Source organism: Actinophytocola sp. NPDC049390 (assembly GCF_044466355.1).
In the GTDB taxonomy this organism is placed as follows: domain Bacteria; phylum Actinomycetota; class Actinomycetes; order Mycobacteriales; family Pseudonocardiaceae; genus Actinophytocola.
The window spans coordinates 106,106-121,004 of sequence record NZ_JBITMQ010000012.1; the positions used below are offsets into that span (position 1 = coordinate 106,106).

Here is a 14,899-nt window from a genome sequence, read left to right on the forward strand (position 1 = left end):
GCCCATCATGCCCGCCCGGCTAGCCTGTGCCCGTGACGATCGAGCTGTGCCTGCTCACGCGCGTCGCGTATCGCGGGAGAGCGATCTCCGCGCCGCGGCTGCGCGAGCTGCTGGCACTGCTCGCGACCGACCTGCGCACCGGGTGCGGCACGACCCGGCTGGTCGACGGCCTGTGGCCCGACACGCGACCGGACAATCCCGCGAAAGCGTTGCAGATCCTGGTTTCCCGGCTCCGCGCCCAGCTCGGCGCCGACGTGGTGGAGCGCTCTCCCACCGGTTACCGGCTCGCGCTGGGGGAGCAGCAGGTCGACGCGGCCGTCGTGCTCGTACGGGCCGCCGCGGCCGCGAAGCACGCTCGCGCCGGTGACCACGGCAGTGCGCTGGCGGAAGCGGAGGCGGGCCTGGCGTGCTGGGACGCGCCGCCGGAGGACGACCGCGGGAACGCGCTCTCCGACCTGCGCGCCGAGCGGGCCACCACCTACCGCACGCTGTCCCGGCTGCGCGCGCTCTCCCTCGCCCGTCAGGGCAGGCAGGCTGACGCCGTCGGCCCGCTGACCGAGCTCGCCGCCGACCACCCGAAGGACGAGGAGATCCTCGGCGAGCTGCTCCGCGCCGAGGCCGGCACCGCCGGGCCGGCCGCCGCGCTGGCGCGCTACGACTCCTACCGCCGCATGCTGCGCGACGAGCTGGGCACCGCCCCGGGCAGCGCTCTCCGAGCACTGCACGAGGAGCTGCTGCGCGAGGACGAACCCGCGACCCGCCACGGGGTGGTGCACACACCCAACCCGCTGCTCGGCCGCGACCACGACCTCGACGCGGTGAGCGCTCTCCTGCGCGCCGCACGCGTGGTCTCGGTCGTCGGGCCGGGCGGGCTGGGCAAGACCCGCCTCGCACACGCCGTCGGTCTGCGGGCACCGCAGCGGACCGTGCGGTTCGTCGGACTCGCGGGGATCGCGCCGGACGGAGACGTCGCGGCCGAGGTCGCCACCGCGGTGGGCGCGGCGGACCAGACGGCCGCGCGCATCGCCGAGGCACTCGGACCAGGTGCGCTGCTTGTGCTCGACAACTGCGAGCACGTGCTCGCGCCGGCCGCCGACCTGGTCGCCGCGCTCGTCGCCACCAGCCGCGACGTGACCGTCCTGACCACCAGCCGTGCGCCGCTCGGCCTGTCCTCGGAGAGCGTTTACCCGCTGCCCGAGCTGACCGTCGTCGCGATGGCGGAGCTGTTCCGCCAGCGGGCGCGCGCCGCTCGCCGCGACGTCGACCTGCCGGAGAACGCGGTCGTCGAACTGTGCCGCCGCCTCGACGGCCTGCCGCTCGCTGCCGAGTTGGCGGCCGCACGGGTGCGGGTGCTGTCCGTGCCGGAGATCAACCAGCGGCTCGCCGACCGGTTCGCGTTGCTGCGTGGCGGACGCAGGGACGCGCCGGAGCGGCACCACACGCTGCACGCGGTCGTCGACTGGAGCCGACAGCTCCTCGACGCCGACGGGCAGTTCGCGCTGAGAGCGCTCTCTGTGTTCCCTGGCGGGTTCACTGCCGCGGCCGCCGGTCGCGTGCTCGGCACGGACGCGCTCGACGTGCTCGAGCACCTCGTCGGCCAGTCGCTGCTGAAGGTCGCGGACACCCCGGCCGGGACGCGGTTCCGGATGCTCGAGACCGTCCGCGAGTTCGGTGCCGCCCGGCTGGCGGAGGCGGGCGAGACCGAGCGGGTGCTCGCGGCGTTCCTCGGGTGGGCGCGGGAGTTCGGCGTCGCCCACCACGACGCGGTGCTCGGGCCCGAACCGGCCGCTGCCACCGAGGCGATCGGTGCCGAGCTGGACAACCTGGTGTCCGCGCGACGGAGAGCGCTCTCCCGAGGGGACGCAGCGACGGTCGCCGCGGTCACCGCCACGCTCGTCACGCTGTGGCTGACGGGCGGCAACTACGCCCGTGCGGCCGCACCGGCCGTGGACACCGCACACCTGCTTGCCCACTGGACCCCGGAACCGGACGTCGTCGAGGCCGCGCGCACGGCCGCGGTCGTGTGCGTGCTCGGCACGATCGTCGTCCACGGCTCCGCGCCGCCGAGGATGCTGTACGTGTTGCGCGCTCTCCCGCCCGCTCCACCGGACACCCCGGTGCGTGCGGCGGCGACGGTGTTGGCGCACAACGACGTGTTCGAGCCCGACGAGCCGTTGACGGCGGCCGTCGCGGGGCTGCTGCGCAGCCACCTCGCGGAACGTGACGGTGAACTCGAGGACGCGCTCGTCGCGGCCAGGCGATTCCTCGACGGCTTCGGTGACCCGGCGACGCCGTGGCTGTGGCTGATGGCGCATGAACGAACCGGCACACTCGCCCTGCGGCTCGAACGGAGCGCCGAGGCCCGCGACCACTTCGCGGCGGCCGTGCGGCTGCTCGACGTGATCGGCGCGCGCCGTGACGTCATCGGCGTCTACTGGGGCATGACGTTCGCGTGCTACCACCTCGGCGCGCTGGACGACGCCGAGTACTGGCTGGGCCGGGCCACCGCCGACAACGCGGGCAGCCCGGCCGAAGCCGACGAGTACACCGCCTACGACACGAGCGCCGCCATGTTCGCGCTCGCCACCCGCGCCCAGCTTGCGCTCGCGAGGAACGACGTCGACACCGGGCTCGTGTTGTGGCACCGGACGGTCGCCATGGCCGACGAGCCGGGTGTCGAGGCGCAGCCGTGGGTGCTGGAGATCCAGGCCGGGGTGGTGAGCGCGCACGCGCGGTTCGGCAGGCTCGACGCCGTCGCCGGCCTCGTGGCGACCCTCGCCGGACACCTGGAACGGTTGCTGGCCAACCCTGTGGACCGGCCGCCGGTGTACGTCGCCGAGCTGCCGCTCGCCGGTGCGCTCCTGTTCGCGCTCGGCATGGCCGACCTCGCCACCGGCGCCGACGCCACCGGGGTGGGGCTCGTCGCGCTCGCACGCCGGTTCCGGTACCTGCAAGCGCTCCAGCCCCCGCTGCCCGCCGCGATCACCGGCAGGCAGGCGTACGCCGACGCGGTGGCGGAGTACGCCTGCCTCGACCGCTCGGAGCTGCGGGAAACCGCTCTCCGAGTGCTGGCGGCCAGAGCTACCGGACCGGATCGCGGTTGAACAGCCTTCTCGACCACAGGTAACCGGCGCCCGCGAGCACGATCGCCCAGGCGACGGACAGCCAGCCGTGGTGACCGATCGGGCCGCCGACCAGCAGTCCGCGCAGCGTCTCGATGGTCGGCGAGTACGGCTGGTACTCGGCGAACCAGCGGATGCCCGCCGGCAGCGTCTCCAGCGGGACGAACGCCGTGGACAGGAACGGCAGGAAGAACGACAGCGGCATGGCCGCGTTGCCCGCGCCCTCTGGTGCCTTCGACAGCAGGCCGAGGCCGACGGCGAGCCAGGTGATCGCGATCGTCATCAGCACCATCAACCCGATCGCGGCCAACCACTCGCCGGGACCCGCGGTCGGCCGGAACCCCATCGCCAGTCCCACCGCGACGACCAGCACCACGCTGACCATCGTCAGGATGACGCTCCCGACCACCTGCCCGGTGAGGACGGCCGTGCGGGTGATCGGCATCGTGCGGAAGCGGGCGACGATGCCCTCGGCCATGTCGCCGCAGATCGACATGGCGGTGGTCTGGGAGCCCGCGCCCAGCGTCATCAATAGCACGCCGGGTACCACGAAGTTGATGTAGTCGACGTCGCCGGTCGCACCGGCGACGCCTGCGGAGAGCGCGGTCCCGAACAGGTACGCGAACATCACCAGCATGATCACCGGCGTGAGCGCGACGCCGAAGGTCAGCGACGGGTAGCGGAGTGCGTGCCGCAGGTTGCGGCGCAGCATGGTGGCGGAGTGGGTCACGACAGCGGTGCTTTCTGCTCGGAGGTGTGGCCGGTCAGGGCGAAGAAGACGTCGTCGAGGTCGGGTGTGTGCACGGAGAGCGCTGCCACCTCGATCGACGCGTCGTCGAGGCGGTCGAGCAACTCCTTGAGCGCACGGCGGCTGCCGTCGTTCGGCACGGCCATGGCCAGCGCGTCGACGTCCGGAGTGGCGTTCCCCAGCACGCGGAGAGCGCTCTCCAACTCGTGGACGTCCGGAAACCGCAGCCGCACGTGACCGCCCGGGATGCGCTGCTTCAGCTCGGCGGGCGTGCCCTCGGCGACGATCCGGCCGTGGTCCAGCACCGCGATCCGGTCGGACAGCCGGTCGGCCTCCTCCAGGTACTGGGTCGTGAGGAACACGGTCACCCCACCCGCGACCAGCTCCTCGACGATCTCCCACATCCCGCGGCGGGACCGCGGGTCCAGCCCGATCGTCGGCTCGTCGAGGAAGATCACGCGTGGTTCGCCGACCAGCGTCATCGCCAGGTCGAGGCGGCGGGTCATGCCACCCGAGTAGGTCGCGGTCAGCGTGCGGGCCGCGTCCCCCAGGTCGAACCGTGTCAGCAGCGTGGTGGCGCGCCGGGTGATCTCGTCCTTCGGCAGCCGGTACAGCTCGCCCATGAGCCGCAGGTTCTCCTCGCCGGTCAACAGCTTGTCGACCGCGGAGAACTGGCCGGTCACGCCGATCGCGGCACGCACCCCGTCCGGGTTCGTCGCGACGTCGTGCCCGGCGACCGTGGCCGTGCCGCCGTCCGCGCTGATCAGTGTCGACAGGATCCGCACCGCGGTGGTCTTGCCCGCCCCGTTCGGGCCGAGGAGCGAGAAGACGGTGCCCTCCGGTACCCGCAGGTCGACACCGTCGAGGACGACGTGGTCGGAGAACTTCTTGCGGAGCCCGGTGGCTCCGATGGCCGTTGGTTTCACGTCGGAGAGCGTTCTCCCGGAGCGGATCAGCGCGGTTTCACGACGGTTTCAGGGCCTAGCCTTGGGGCATGGATCTTGGGCTGAGGGACCGCGTGTACCTGGTGACCGGCGGGAGCAAGGGGCTCGGGTTCGCGACCGCGTCCGCGCTGGTCGCCGAGGGCGCGCGGGTGGTGATCACGGGCCGTTCGGAGGAGTCGGTGGCGGTGTCGGCGGCCGAGCTGGGTGCGGTCGGGGTGGCGTGCGACAACGCCGATCCCGGGACGCCGGGCCGGCTGCTCGCCGCGGCGCGGGAGGCGTACGGGCGGGTCGACGGGCTGCTGGTGAGTGTCGGCGGGCCGCCGCCGGGGTCGGTCACGGCCGCGACCGACGAGCAGTGGCGGGACGCGTTCGAGTCCGTGTTCCTCGGCGCGGTCCGGCTCGCCCGCGAGGTGGCGGCGCAACTGGGCGAGGGTGGGTCGATCGCGTTCGTGCTGTCGTCGTCGGTGCGGGCGCCGATCGGGACGCTCGGCATCTCCAACGGACTGCGGCCCGGCCTCGCCATGGTCGCGAAGTCGATGGCCAACGAGCTGGGCCCGGTGGGAGTGCGGGTCAACGGCCTGCTGCCCGGGCGCATCGCGACCGACCGCATGGCGTCCCTCGACGCACAGTCCACACCGGACCAACGCACCGCGACCCTGGCGACGATCCCGCTCGGCAGGCCGGGCGAGCCCGCGGAGTTCGGACGCGTGGCCGCGTTCGTGCTGTCGCCCGCCGCGTCCTACCTGACGGGCGTCATGCTCCCGGTCGACGGCGGGATGCTGCCCGGCCTATAGCGCTCTCGGCACGACGAGGCCCGACTCGTACGCGGCGACCACGGCCTGTGTGCGGTCGCGGAGGCCGAGCTTGCCGAGCATGCGGGACACGTGCGTCTTCACCGTCTCCTCGGTGACCACCAGGCGCGCGGCGATCTCGGTGTTGGAGAGCCCTTCCGCGACCAGCCGCAGCACCTCGGTCTCACGTGGGGTCAGGCCCGTCAGCTCCGGCGGGTGGGGGCGCGGCTTCTGCCGGGCGAACTCGCCGATGAGCCGCCGTGTGACCGTGGGCGCCAGCAGTGCCTCACCGGCGGCGACCACGCGGACCGCGTCGAAGAGGCGTTCCGCCGTGACGTCCTTGAGCAGGAAACCGCTCGCGCCGGCGCGCAGCGCGTCGTAGACGTACTCGTCCAGGTCGAACGTGGTCAGGATCAGCACCCGGGGACCGCCCGCGAGCCTGCGGGTCGCCTCGATGCCGTCCATGCCGGGCATGCGGACGTCCATCAGCGCCACGTCGGGAGAGCGCTCTCCGCACAGGCGCACCGCCGCGGCGCCGTCCGTGGCCGTGCCCATCACGGTGAAGTCCGGCTGTGTCTCCAGCAGTGCCGCGTACCCGGTGCGCACGACCTCGTGGTCGTCCGCCACCACGAGGTTGATCATGTCTCCTCCACGGGAAGTGTGGCCTCGACGAGGAAACCGCCGACCGCCGTGGTCCCGGTGCGCAGCGTGCCACCGACCGCCGCCGCGCGTTCGCGCATCCCCGCCAGCCCGTGCCCGTCCGAGTGTGCCGGGCCGGGACCGTTGTCGCGGACCCGGACCCGCAACTCCTTGCCGTAGCGCAGTTCCACGTCCACCGCGGCGCCCGGCGCGTGCCTCCGGGCGTTGGTGAGCGCTTCCTGCACGATCCGGTACGCGGCCAGCTCCACGCCCGGGTCCAGCGGCACCGGCGCGCCGGACACGATGAGCCGTGCGCCCGCCGTCTGGCGCGCGTCGTCCAGCAGGTCGACCAGTTGCGCGAGCCCCGGCTGCGGATGGCGCTCCGCGTCGTCGTCGGTGTCCTCGCGGAGCACGCCCAGCAGCCGCCGCATCTCGGTGAGGCCCGCGCGGGCCCGGTCGCCGATGTCGGAGAACCGTTGCGCCCCAAGGGGCGTGAGGTCCGGGGTGGTGAGCCGCGCAGTCTCGGCCTGCACGGCGATCATGGAGATGTGGTGGGCCACGACGTCGTGCAGCTCGCGGGCGATCCTGGCCCGCTCGCCGAGTGCCGTGTGCTCGACGAGTGTGGTCGCGACCGCCTGCCGCGCCGCCCGGTGCAGGCGCGCCTCCTTGTCGGCGCGGAGAGCGATTCCCGACAGCGCCGCGGCGGGTGCGGCGGCCGCGACCAGCACCGCGATCGGCGACGGCCAGACCACCGCGACCGCGACGAACGGGACCGTGAGCGCCAGCGCCCACAACGCGGCCACCCGCACCAGCAGGGCCACGAGCACCAGGGCCGCACCCACGGTCAGCACGTGCGGCAGTGTGAGCGACAGCAGACCGGCGGCCGCGGCGATCAGCACGGCCGGCCTGGCGGGCAGCGGCCCGGCCAGCGTTCCGGAGAGCGCGAACACGAGCAGCACGAGCACGTACTCGACGCTCACCCCCGCGCCGACCGTGCGCAGCAGGACCTCGCCGACGGCGGCGGCCGCGGCGAGCGCGCTCCACACCATGGCGATCATTGTCGCCGCTCGGGCGGGACGGTGCGTCACTCTCAGGAGGGACGCGGGGATGGCTCCTCGCCGTGACGACCCGGGAGAACGCTCTCCCTAGCCTTCGTCAGCATGGAAGCCACCATCGAGGTCGCCGGGCTGCGGAAGCGCTTCGGGGGGACCACCGCGCTCGACGGGATGACCTTCACCGTCGACGCCGGGCAGGTCACCGGGTTCGTCGGGCCCAACGGGGCCGGGAAGTCCACCACCATGCGGGTCGTGCTCGGGCTCGACGCCGCCGACGCCGGGCACGCGCTCGTCGGCGGCCGCCCCTACCGCGAGCTGCGCACGCCCCTGCGCCACGTCGGGTCGCTGCTCGACGCGGGCGCTCTCCAGCCGTCCCGTTCCGGGCGCAACCACCTGCTCTGGCTCGCCCACTCGCAGGGCCTGCCCGCGAAACGGGTCGACGAGGTCATCGCCGTCACCGGCCTCGGTCCCACCGCGCGGCGGAAGGCCGGTGGCTACTCGCTCGGCATGCGGCAGCGGCTCGGCATCGCGGCCGCGCTGCTCGGCGACCCGCCCGTGCTCATGCTCGACGAGCCGTTCAACGGGATGGACCCCGAGGGCATCGTCTGGATGCGCACGTTCCTGCGGGAGAAGGCCCGCGAGGGCCGTGCGGTGCTCGTGTCCAGCCACCTCATGAGCGAGCTGGAGGACACCGCCGACCACCTGGTCGTCGTCGGCCGGGGCAAGGTCATCGCCGACACCGGCGTCGCCGAGCTGATCGCCGCCGCGTCGGGGGACCGGGTCACGATGCGCACGTCCGACCGCACGCTGGCGATGACCGTCCTCGGCGGTGCGGGTGGCACGGTCGCCGCGACCGGCGCCGACACCGTCACGGTCGGCGGACTCACCGCGGCCGCGGTCGTCGCGCTGCTCACCGACAACGCCGTGCCGTTCACGGAGATCTCCGCGCACCGCGCCTCGCTCGAGGAGGCGTACATGGAGCTGACCAGGGACGCCGTCGAGTTCCAGGCGGGGCAGTCATGAGGCACCTCGTCCACGCGGAGTGGACCAAGTTCCGCACCGTGCGCGGATGGGTGGTCGGCATGCTCGTCGCGATCCCGCTGACCGTCCTCGTCGGACTGCTCGGGCCGCTCGGCAGTCAGATGAACTGCGTCGGCCCGGACGGGAGACCGTGTGCGGGCAACGTGCCCCCGACCGGACCGGGCGGCGAGGCCGTCCACGACGGCTTCTACTTCGTCCACCGCACCCTCACCGGCGACGGCACGATCACCGCGCGTGTGAGAGCGCTCTCCGAGGATGCCGAGCCGTGGGCCAAGGCAGGCGTGATCGTCAAGGACGGCACCGAGTCCGGGTCGACGTACGCGGCCGTCATGCTCACCGGTGACCACGGCGTGCGCATGCAGCACGACTACACGTCCGACATCGCGGGTCCACAGTCGACCGCACAGGAGCAGTGGCTCCGGTTGACCCGCACCGGGAGAGCGCTCTCAGGTAGCACGTCACCGGACGGCGAGCACTGGACGACGCTCGGCACGGTCCAGCTCGACGGGCTCGGGGACGCGGTCGAAGCGGGCATGTTCGTGTCCTCACCGGAACACGTCGAGATCACCCGCGGCTTCGGCACCGTCGACGCGACCGGCGGCCCCACCAGCGCCACCACGACGTTCGACGAGGTCGACGTCGACGGCGACTGGTCGGCGGACTGGGCGGGCACGAACGTGGGCGGACCGTCCGGAACGGACACCGGGCACACGGACGACGGCGGCCGGTTCACGATCACCGGGCACGGCGACATCGCGCCGCTCGTGCCCGACCAGGGCAGCCGGGGGCGGACCGTGGAGAACGCTCTCATCGGCGTGTTCGCCGGTCTGATCGCGGTTCTGGTGGTCGCGACCCTGTTCGTGACGTCCGAGCACCGGCGCGGCCTGCTCCGCACGAGCCTCGCCGCGAGTCCGCGCCGGTGGCGCCTGTTCGCGGCGAAGGCGGCCGTGCTCGGCGCGGTGTCGTTCGTGACCGGCGTGGCGTCGGCCGCGCTCGCGATCCCGCTCGTGCAGGCGGTGGAGGAGGCGAAGGGGATGTTCCTGTTCCCGGCGTCCCCGGCGACCGTGGCGCGGGTGATCGTCGGCACCGGGCTGCTGTTCGCGGTCGCGGCCGTGCTCGCGCTCGCCGTCGGGATGGTGCTGCGCCGCGGCGCGGGCACGGTGACGGCGGTGATCGTGGGGGTCGTGCTGCCCTACCTGCTGGCGGTCGCGTCGGTGCTGCCGGCCGCGCCGGCGGACTGGCTGACGACCGTCACCCCGGCGGCCGCGTTCGCCATCCAGCAGACGAACCCGGAGTACCCGCAGGTCAACGGCAGTTACACGCCCGCGGACGGGTACTTCCCGCTGTCGCCGGGCGGCGGGTTCGCGGTGCTGTGCGCGTACGCCCTGGTCGCGGTCGTGCTCGCGGTGGTCGCGCTGCGCAGGAGGGACGCGTGACCACGCTGCACGCGGAGTGGACGAAGATCAGGACCGTGCCCGGCACGGCCTGGCTGCTGGCCGGGATCGTCGCGCTGACCGTGCCACTCGGCGCCCTCGCGGCGGCCACCATGCGGGCGGGCGGCGACCCGGCGAGGTCCGCGCTCACCGGCGTCGCGCTCGGCCAGGCGGTCGTGGTGGTGCTGGCGGTCGCGGCGGTCAGCGGCGAGTACGGCACCGGCATGATCCGCACGACGTTCACCGCCCTGCCGCGTCGGCTGGACGTGCTGGCGGCCAAGGGTTTCGTCGTGTCCGGCCTCGTGTTGGCGGCCGGCGCGGTCGCGGTGGCGGGCTCGGTGCTCGCAGGCCGCGCGCTGTTGCCGGAAGGCCTGCCCCTCGACGGGCCGGTCGTGCGGGCGGCGGCCGGGTCCGTGCTCTACCTGGCGCTGATCGCGTTGCTGGCCGTCGGTGTCGCGGCGGTCGTGCGGGACGCGGCGGCGGCCACCGGGCTGGTGCTCGGCCTGCTGTACCTGACGCCGATCATCACCACACTCGTCGCGGACCCGGACTGGTACGACCGCATGCGCGCGCTCAGCCCGATGACCGCGGGCATCGCGATCCAGGCCACTGTGGACGTGGCGGCCGAGCCGATCGCGCCGTGGTCGGGGCTGGGCGTGCTGGCCCTGTGGGCTGCCGCCGCGCTGGCTGGTGGAGCGCTCTCCCTGCGCCTGCGCGACGCCTGACCACGGCCGTTCAGGCGGCGGGCGAACGCAGCGTCAGCAGGGTGATCTCGCTCGGGGCGAAGATCCGCATCGGCGGACCCCAGAACCCCGCGCCGCGGGACGTGTACAGCTGTGTCGGCCCGTGCTGGGACAGCCCCTGGACCGACGGCTGGTCGACGCGGACGAGGTAGTGGAACGGCCAGATCTGGCCGCCGTGCGTGTGGCCGGAGACCTGCAGGTCGACGTGGCCCGCCGTCTCCGCCACCTGCCGGGGCTGGTGGGCGACCAGCACCACCGCCGCGTCGTCGGGAGCGCCTGCCAGCGCCGCGTCGAGTTGCGCGCCGTGGCCGTCGAGGCCGGACGCCTTCGCCGTGGCGTCGTCGACACCGGCCAGCACCAGGCGGTCGCCGCCGCGTTCGATGACGACGTGGCGGTTGTGCAGGGGCTCCCACCCGAGCGACGCCATGTGGTCGAGCCACTCCTGGGCCTCGCCGAAGTACTCGTGGTTGCCTGTCACGTAGCCGCGGGCGTACCGGGCGGTGACCGTGCCCAGCGGCGCCGCCTGTGTCAGCCGCTGCGCGACCGTCCCGTCGGCGATGTCGCCCGCGTGGACCACGATGTCCGGTGTCAGCGCGTTGACCGCCGCAGCCGTGCGCTCCGACCACCGCGTCCGGTTGATCGGGCCGTAGTGGGTGTCGGTGAGCACGACGACGGTGGTGCCGTCGAGGCCAGGGCCGAGGCGGGGGAGCGTGACCTCGGTGCGCCGGACCCTGGGCACGCGCATCGCCTCGTACACGCCCCACGCCACCAGCACCACGCCCACCACGAGGACCGTGACCGCCACGAACCGGGACGGTGCCTGCGCGAGCCGGGCCACCAGACCCAGCGACGACCAGGCGAACAGCACCCAGACGACGCCGAGGAGCGTGTCGCCGGTGCGAGCGGCCCAGTCCCGGCCGCGGGCGTGCCCGAGGAACATGAGGAACGGGAACCCGGCCGCCGCCACCGCGAACACCACCGTGCCGACCGCGACGACCGCCGCCTGCCACGGCAGCACCAGCGTGGCCCACGGCACACCGAACAACAGCAGCAACGCGGTGACCACCACGACCCCGAACCTGGCGCGGCGGGCGGCCCTCGGCCGCTGCCGGGTCTCTGTCATGGCTCCGAAACTACTCCGGCCGGTGGTCACAGCCGTGGAGAGCGCTCTCCGACGAGACGGAAACCGGCCTGGCCCCGCGAGCCGGAAAACGCTCTACGATCAACACCGGTGTGAGGGCAGCGCCGCCGACGTCACCGGGAGCGATCATGAAGAAGATCATCAACGATCCGTCCACCGTCGTCGCCGAGTCCCTCCGGGGGCTCGAGCTGGCGCACGGTGATCTCCTCACCGTCATCCACGACCCCGCCGTGATCGTGCGGGCCGACGCGCCCGTGCAGGGCAAGGTCGCGATCATCTCCGGTGGTGGGTCCGGGCACGAACCCATGCACGGCGGCCTCGTCGGCCCCGGCATGCTCGACGCGGCCTGCCCCGGCGCCGTGTTCACGTCGCCCACCCCCGACCAGGTCACCACCGCGGTCGAGAAGACCGACGGCGGCGCGGGCGCGCTGCTGGTCGTCAAGAACTACACCGGGGACGTCCTCAACTTCGAGACCGCCGCCGAGCTGGCCGAGACCGAGGTCCGCACGATCGTCATCGACGACGACGTCGCCGTGAAGGACTCCACCTGGACCGCGGGCCGTCGCGGGGTCGGCGGGACCGTGCCGCTGGAGAAGATCGTCGGCGCCGCGGCGGCGCGGGGTGACGACCTCGCGGCCGTGCACGCCATCGCCGAGCGCGTCGTCGCCAATGTCCGGTCCATGGGCATGGCGTTGACCGCGCCGACCGTCCCGCACGTCGGCGAACCCAGCTTCGACCTCGCCGACGACGAGATGGAGGTCGGCATCGGTATCCACGGCGAGCCCGGTCGTGCGCGCATGCCGGTCGAGAACGCCGACGGGATCGTCGCCCGCCTGCTCGAACCGATCCTCGAGGACCTGCCGTTCACCGAGGGCGACCGGGTGCTGGTGTTCACCAACTCGATGGGCGGGACCCCGCTGGTGGAGCTGTACCTCGCGCACGGCATCGCCGAGCGGATGCTCGCCGACCGGGGCATCGTGGTGGAACGACGGCTCGTCGGGCCGTATGTCACGAGCCTGGAGATGCAGGGCATGAGCCTCACACTGCTGAAACTGGACGACGAGCTGCGCGAGCTGTGGGACGCGCCGGTGCACACGGCCGCGCTGCGGTGGGGGAACTGACGTGGGCTGCACCGCGAACGACCTGGTAACCGCTCTCCGAGCGGCCGCGGCGACCGTCGAGGAGCACCGTGTCGAGCTGATCCAGCTGGACCGCGCGATCGGCGACGGCGATCACGGCGAGAACATGGACCGCGGGTTCAAGGCCGTCCTCGCCGCGTTCGAGACGAACACCCCGGACAGCCCCTCCGCGGTGCTGAAGGTCGTCGCCACCACGCTGATCTCCAAGGTCGGCGGCGCCGCGGGACCGCTGTACGGCACGGCGTTCCTGCGGGCGTCGGCCGCGGTGAAGGACCTCGACGAGCTGAGCCCGGCGGACCTCGGGAGAGCGCTCTCCGCGGCCCTCGAAGGGGTCGTCGCACGCGGCAAGGCGGAGCCCGGCGACAAGACGATGGTCGATGCGCTCGGCCCGGCCGTGCAGGCGGCGAAGGGCGACACCGCGGCGGAGCTCCTGGCCGCCGCGGCGGACGCGGCCGCCACCGGCGCCGAGGCCACCGTCCCGCTCGTCGCACGCAAGGGCCGTGCGTCCTACCTGGGCGACCGCAGCGCCGGGCACATGGACCCCGGCGCGCGGTCGACGTCGTTGCTGCTGCGTGCGTTCGCGGAGGTGGCCGCGCGGTGAGCAGGGTCGGGCTGGTCGTCGTGTCGCACAGCGCCGGGCTCGCGGCCGGTGTGGTGGAGGTGGCGGCGCAGATGGCGCCGGACGTCATCGTGGTGCCCGCCGGTGGCACGGCCGACGGCGGCATCGGCACGGACTTCGACGCCGTGGCGGCCGCGATCGAACGGGCCGAGAGCGGCGCGGGCGTGGTGCTGCTCTACGACCTCGGCAGCGCGCGCATGGTCGCCGAGATGGCCGTGGAGTCGACCGAGGGTGCCCGCCTCGTGGACGCGCCGCTGGTGGAGGGCGCCGTCGCGGCCGCGGTCGCCGCGCAGGGCGGTGCCGACGTCGACGAGGTGGCCTACGCCGCGGAGGACGCGGTCACCGTGCCCGGCGGCCCGGTCGCCGCGGACGGGGTCGCGGGCGGCGTCGACATCATCGGCAGCCAGAGCCTCGCCACCGCCACCCCGGTGCCGCCGACCGAGGTGACGGTGCCGCTGACGAACAAGATCGGTCTCCACGCTCGGCCCGCCGCGCTGGTCGCCCGTGCGATGTCGCAGCTCGACGCCCGGGTCACCGTGCGGTTCGGCGACGCGACCGCGGACGGCAGGAGCGTGCTCGCGCTGATGGCGCTCGGCGCCCGCGGCGGTGACGAGGTCCACGTGTCGGCGACCGGCCCGCAGGCCGACGAGGCGGTGCAGGCCTTCCAGGACCTGGCCGCCCGCGACTTCGACGAGTGACGACCCCGGCCGGGGAGTCTCTTGTGGACGGTGTGAGCCGGGCCATGCCGGAACCGGGCCGGGTGGGAACGACCACTGGCGCCTCACATACCGGGAAGGCGTCATCCACGTGGTGGAGCGAGCGGCTCGACCGTCCGCTGTGGACGTCGACCCGGTGGTGGCGCGAAGGGGGCCGCCCGTCGATCTCGGCCGGGTTCACCGTCGCAGGTAGGTGGCCATCTGCCGGATCTGCGCGGTGCGGGACTTGATGACGCGGCCGGCGAGCGCTCTCGCGTCCGGGTGGCGCCCGTCCTTCTCCTCCATGCGCGCCAGTTCGACCGCGCCGTGCTGGTGGCCGGTCAGCAGGTTCAGGAAACGCGAGTCGAAGTCCGGTCCGGCCGGGGTGTCCCGCAGCACCTGCAGTACGGCCGGGTCGGAGCCGTGCATGCCGCCGTGTCCCGCGTGCGCGTCCGGGTTCGGGTCGTAGGCGATCGGCTGGTCCCACTCCACCAGCCACGCCCTCATCTGGTCCAGTTCGTCGGTCTGGGTGGCCGCGATCGCGGCGGCCAGGTCGCGGACGTCGGCGCGGGCCGCGCGTTCCGTGGCGAGCCGGGCCATCTCGATGCCCTGTTCGTGTTGGGGCACGGCCATCTGCAGGTACATCACGTCGGTGTCGTTGTACGAGCCGTCCGGCGGCGGGGCCGACAGCGACACCCCGGTCGTCTCGGTGACACCGGTGCCGCACCCGGAGAGCGCGATCATCAGGACGGCGAGCAGCCAGCGTTTCATCGTGCGATGCCTCCAGGA

The 14,899-nt window shown here is 73.4% G+C and carries 14 protein-coding genes; 8 read left to right on the top strand and 6 right to left on the bottom strand.

The features are described from left to right. The first annotated feature begins 32 nt into the window (after positions 1-32). Positions 33-3,104, top strand: coding sequence for an ATP-binding protein (locus ACIBVP_RS30240; RefSeq protein WP_396109773.1), 3,072 nt, complete (start codon positions 33-35; stop codon positions 3,102-3,104). Here the strand turns inward: ACIBVP_RS30240 and ACIBVP_RS30245 are convergent. Further along, on the bottom strand, positions 3,082-3,852 hold the full coding sequence (locus ACIBVP_RS30245; protein WP_396109774.1) for an ABC transporter permease: 771 nt from the start codon (positions 3,850-3,852) through the stop codon (positions 3,082-3,084). The two genes, ACIBVP_RS30240 and ACIBVP_RS30245, sit on opposite strands and share 23 nt — an antisense overlap. Continuing rightward, positions 3,849-4,796 carry an ATP-binding cassette domain-containing protein gene (locus tag ACIBVP_RS30250; protein WP_396109775.1) on the bottom strand — a complete coding sequence of 316 codons (948 nt, stop codon included), beginning with the start codon at positions 4,794-4,796 and terminating at the stop codon, positions 3,849-3,851. The genes ACIBVP_RS30245 and ACIBVP_RS30250 overlap by 4 nt, the downstream gene beginning before the upstream one ends. A 68-nt stretch (positions 4,797-4,864) precedes the next feature. Between ACIBVP_RS30250 and ACIBVP_RS30255 the strand changes: the two genes are divergently transcribed. Further along, complete coding sequence (locus ACIBVP_RS30255; RefSeq protein ID WP_396109776.1) at positions 4,865-5,608, top strand: SDR family oxidoreductase; 744 nt, start codon at positions 4,865-4,867, stop codon at positions 5,606-5,608. Here the strand turns inward: ACIBVP_RS30255 and ACIBVP_RS30260 are convergent. Together ACIBVP_RS30260 and ACIBVP_RS30265 are read right to left on the bottom strand one after the other, a co-directional pair. Next, positions 5,603-6,247, bottom strand: a complete 645-nt coding sequence (locus tag ACIBVP_RS30260) for a response regulator (RefSeq protein WP_396109777.1) — start codon at positions 6,245-6,247, stop codon at positions 5,603-5,605. The genes ACIBVP_RS30255 and ACIBVP_RS30260 overlap by 6 nt on opposite strands. Then, complete coding sequence (locus ACIBVP_RS30265; protein WP_396109778.1) at positions 6,244-7,293, bottom strand: sensor histidine kinase; 1,050 nt, start codon at positions 7,291-7,293, stop codon at positions 6,244-6,246. The genes ACIBVP_RS30260 and ACIBVP_RS30265 overlap by 4 nt, the downstream gene beginning before the upstream one ends. A gap of 111 nt (positions 7,294-7,404) precedes the next feature. Here ACIBVP_RS30265 and ACIBVP_RS30270 point away from each other — a divergent pair, with 111 nt between their 5' ends. The 3 genes from ACIBVP_RS30270 to ACIBVP_RS30280 are packed head-to-tail and all read left to right on the top strand — an operon-like array spanning position 7,405 to position 10,498. After that, positions 7,405-8,322: an ABC transporter ATP-binding protein gene (locus ACIBVP_RS30270; RefSeq protein ID WP_396109779.1), complete on the top strand. Its 918-nt coding sequence runs from the start codon at positions 7,405-7,407 to the stop codon at positions 8,320-8,322. Continuing rightward, positions 8,319-9,776, top strand: coding sequence for an ABC transporter permease subunit (locus tag ACIBVP_RS30275; RefSeq protein WP_396109780.1), 1,458 nt, complete (start codon positions 8,319-8,321; stop codon positions 9,774-9,776). The genes ACIBVP_RS30270 and ACIBVP_RS30275 overlap by 4 nt, the downstream gene beginning before the upstream one ends. Next, positions 9,773-10,498, top strand: a complete 726-nt coding sequence (locus tag ACIBVP_RS30280) for an ABC transporter permease (RefSeq protein WP_396109781.1) — start codon at positions 9,773-9,775, stop codon at positions 10,496-10,498. Before ACIBVP_RS30275 ends, ACIBVP_RS30280 begins: the two co-directional genes overlap by 4 nt. 10 nt (positions 10,499-10,508) lie before the next feature. Here ACIBVP_RS30280 and ACIBVP_RS30285 read toward each other — a convergent pair whose 3' ends face one another. Beyond that, a complete protein-coding gene (locus ACIBVP_RS30285; protein WP_396109782.1) occupies positions 10,509-11,639 on the bottom strand; it encodes a metallophosphoesterase in 1,131 nt (376 codons plus the stop codon). Between the two features lie 146 nt (positions 11,640-11,785). On the opposite strand from ACIBVP_RS30285, the gene dhaK reads away from it, so the two are divergent. From dhaK to dhaM, 3 genes are read left to right on the top strand one after another with little or no spacing between them, the layout of a single operon-like run. Further along, entirely contained in the window at positions 11,786-12,778 is a 993-nt protein-coding gene (gene dhaK / locus ACIBVP_RS30290; RefSeq protein WP_396109783.1) for a dihydroxyacetone kinase subunit DhaK, read from the top strand. Between the two features lies 1 nt (position 12,779). Beyond that, positions 12,780-13,397 carry a dihydroxyacetone kinase subunit DhaL gene (gene dhaL, locus ACIBVP_RS30295; protein WP_396109784.1) on the top strand — a complete coding sequence of 206 codons (618 nt, stop codon included), beginning with the start codon at positions 12,780-12,782 and terminating at the stop codon, positions 13,395-13,397. Beyond that, positions 13,394-14,113 carry a dihydroxyacetone kinase phosphoryl donor subunit DhaM gene (gene dhaM / locus ACIBVP_RS30300; protein ID WP_396109785.1) on the top strand — a complete coding sequence of 240 codons (720 nt, stop codon included), beginning with the start codon at positions 13,394-13,396 and terminating at the stop codon, positions 14,111-14,113. The genes dhaL and dhaM overlap by 4 nt, the downstream gene beginning before the upstream one ends. Positions 14,114-14,308: 195 nt before the next feature. Here dhaM and ACIBVP_RS30305 read toward each other — a convergent pair whose 3' ends face one another. Continuing rightward, on the bottom strand, positions 14,309-14,881 hold the full coding sequence (locus tag ACIBVP_RS30305; RefSeq protein WP_396109786.1) for a DUF305 domain-containing protein: 573 nt from the start codon (positions 14,879-14,881) through the stop codon (positions 14,309-14,311). Positions 14,882-14,899 lie beyond the last annotated feature (18 nt).

Excerpts from the sequence above, each read along its gene's own strand:
- ACIBVP_RS30260 (WP_396109777.1), bottom strand. The coding sequence starts at position 6,247 with ATGATCAACCTCGTGGTGGCGGACGACCACGAGGTCGTGCGCACCGGG.
- dhaK (WP_396109783.1), top strand. The coding sequence starts at position 11,786 with ATGAAGAAGATCATCAACGATCCGTCCACCGTCGTCGCCGAGTCCCTC.
- ACIBVP_RS30265 (WP_396109778.1), bottom strand. The coding sequence starts at position 7,293 with ATGGTGTGGAGCGCGCTCGCCGCGGCCGCCGCCGTCGGCGAGGTCCTG.
- ACIBVP_RS30285 (WP_396109782.1), bottom strand. The coding sequence starts at position 11,639 with ATGACAGAGACCCGGCAGCGGCCGAGGGCCGCCCGCCGCGCCAGGTTC.
- ACIBVP_RS30270 (WP_396109779.1), top strand. The coding sequence starts at position 7,405 with ATGGAAGCCACCATCGAGGTCGCCGGGCTGCGGAAGCGCTTCGGGGGG.
- ACIBVP_RS30255 (WP_396109776.1), top strand. The coding sequence starts at position 4,865 with ATGGATCTTGGGCTGAGGGACCGCGTGTACCTGGTGACCGGCGGGAGC.
- ACIBVP_RS30305 (WP_396109786.1), bottom strand. The coding sequence starts at position 14,881 with ATGAAACGCTGGCTGCTCGCCGTCCTGATGATCGCGCTCTCCGGGTGC.
- ACIBVP_RS30275 (WP_396109780.1), top strand. The coding sequence starts at position 8,319 with ATGAGGCACCTCGTCCACGCGGAGTGGACCAAGTTCCGCACCGTGCGC.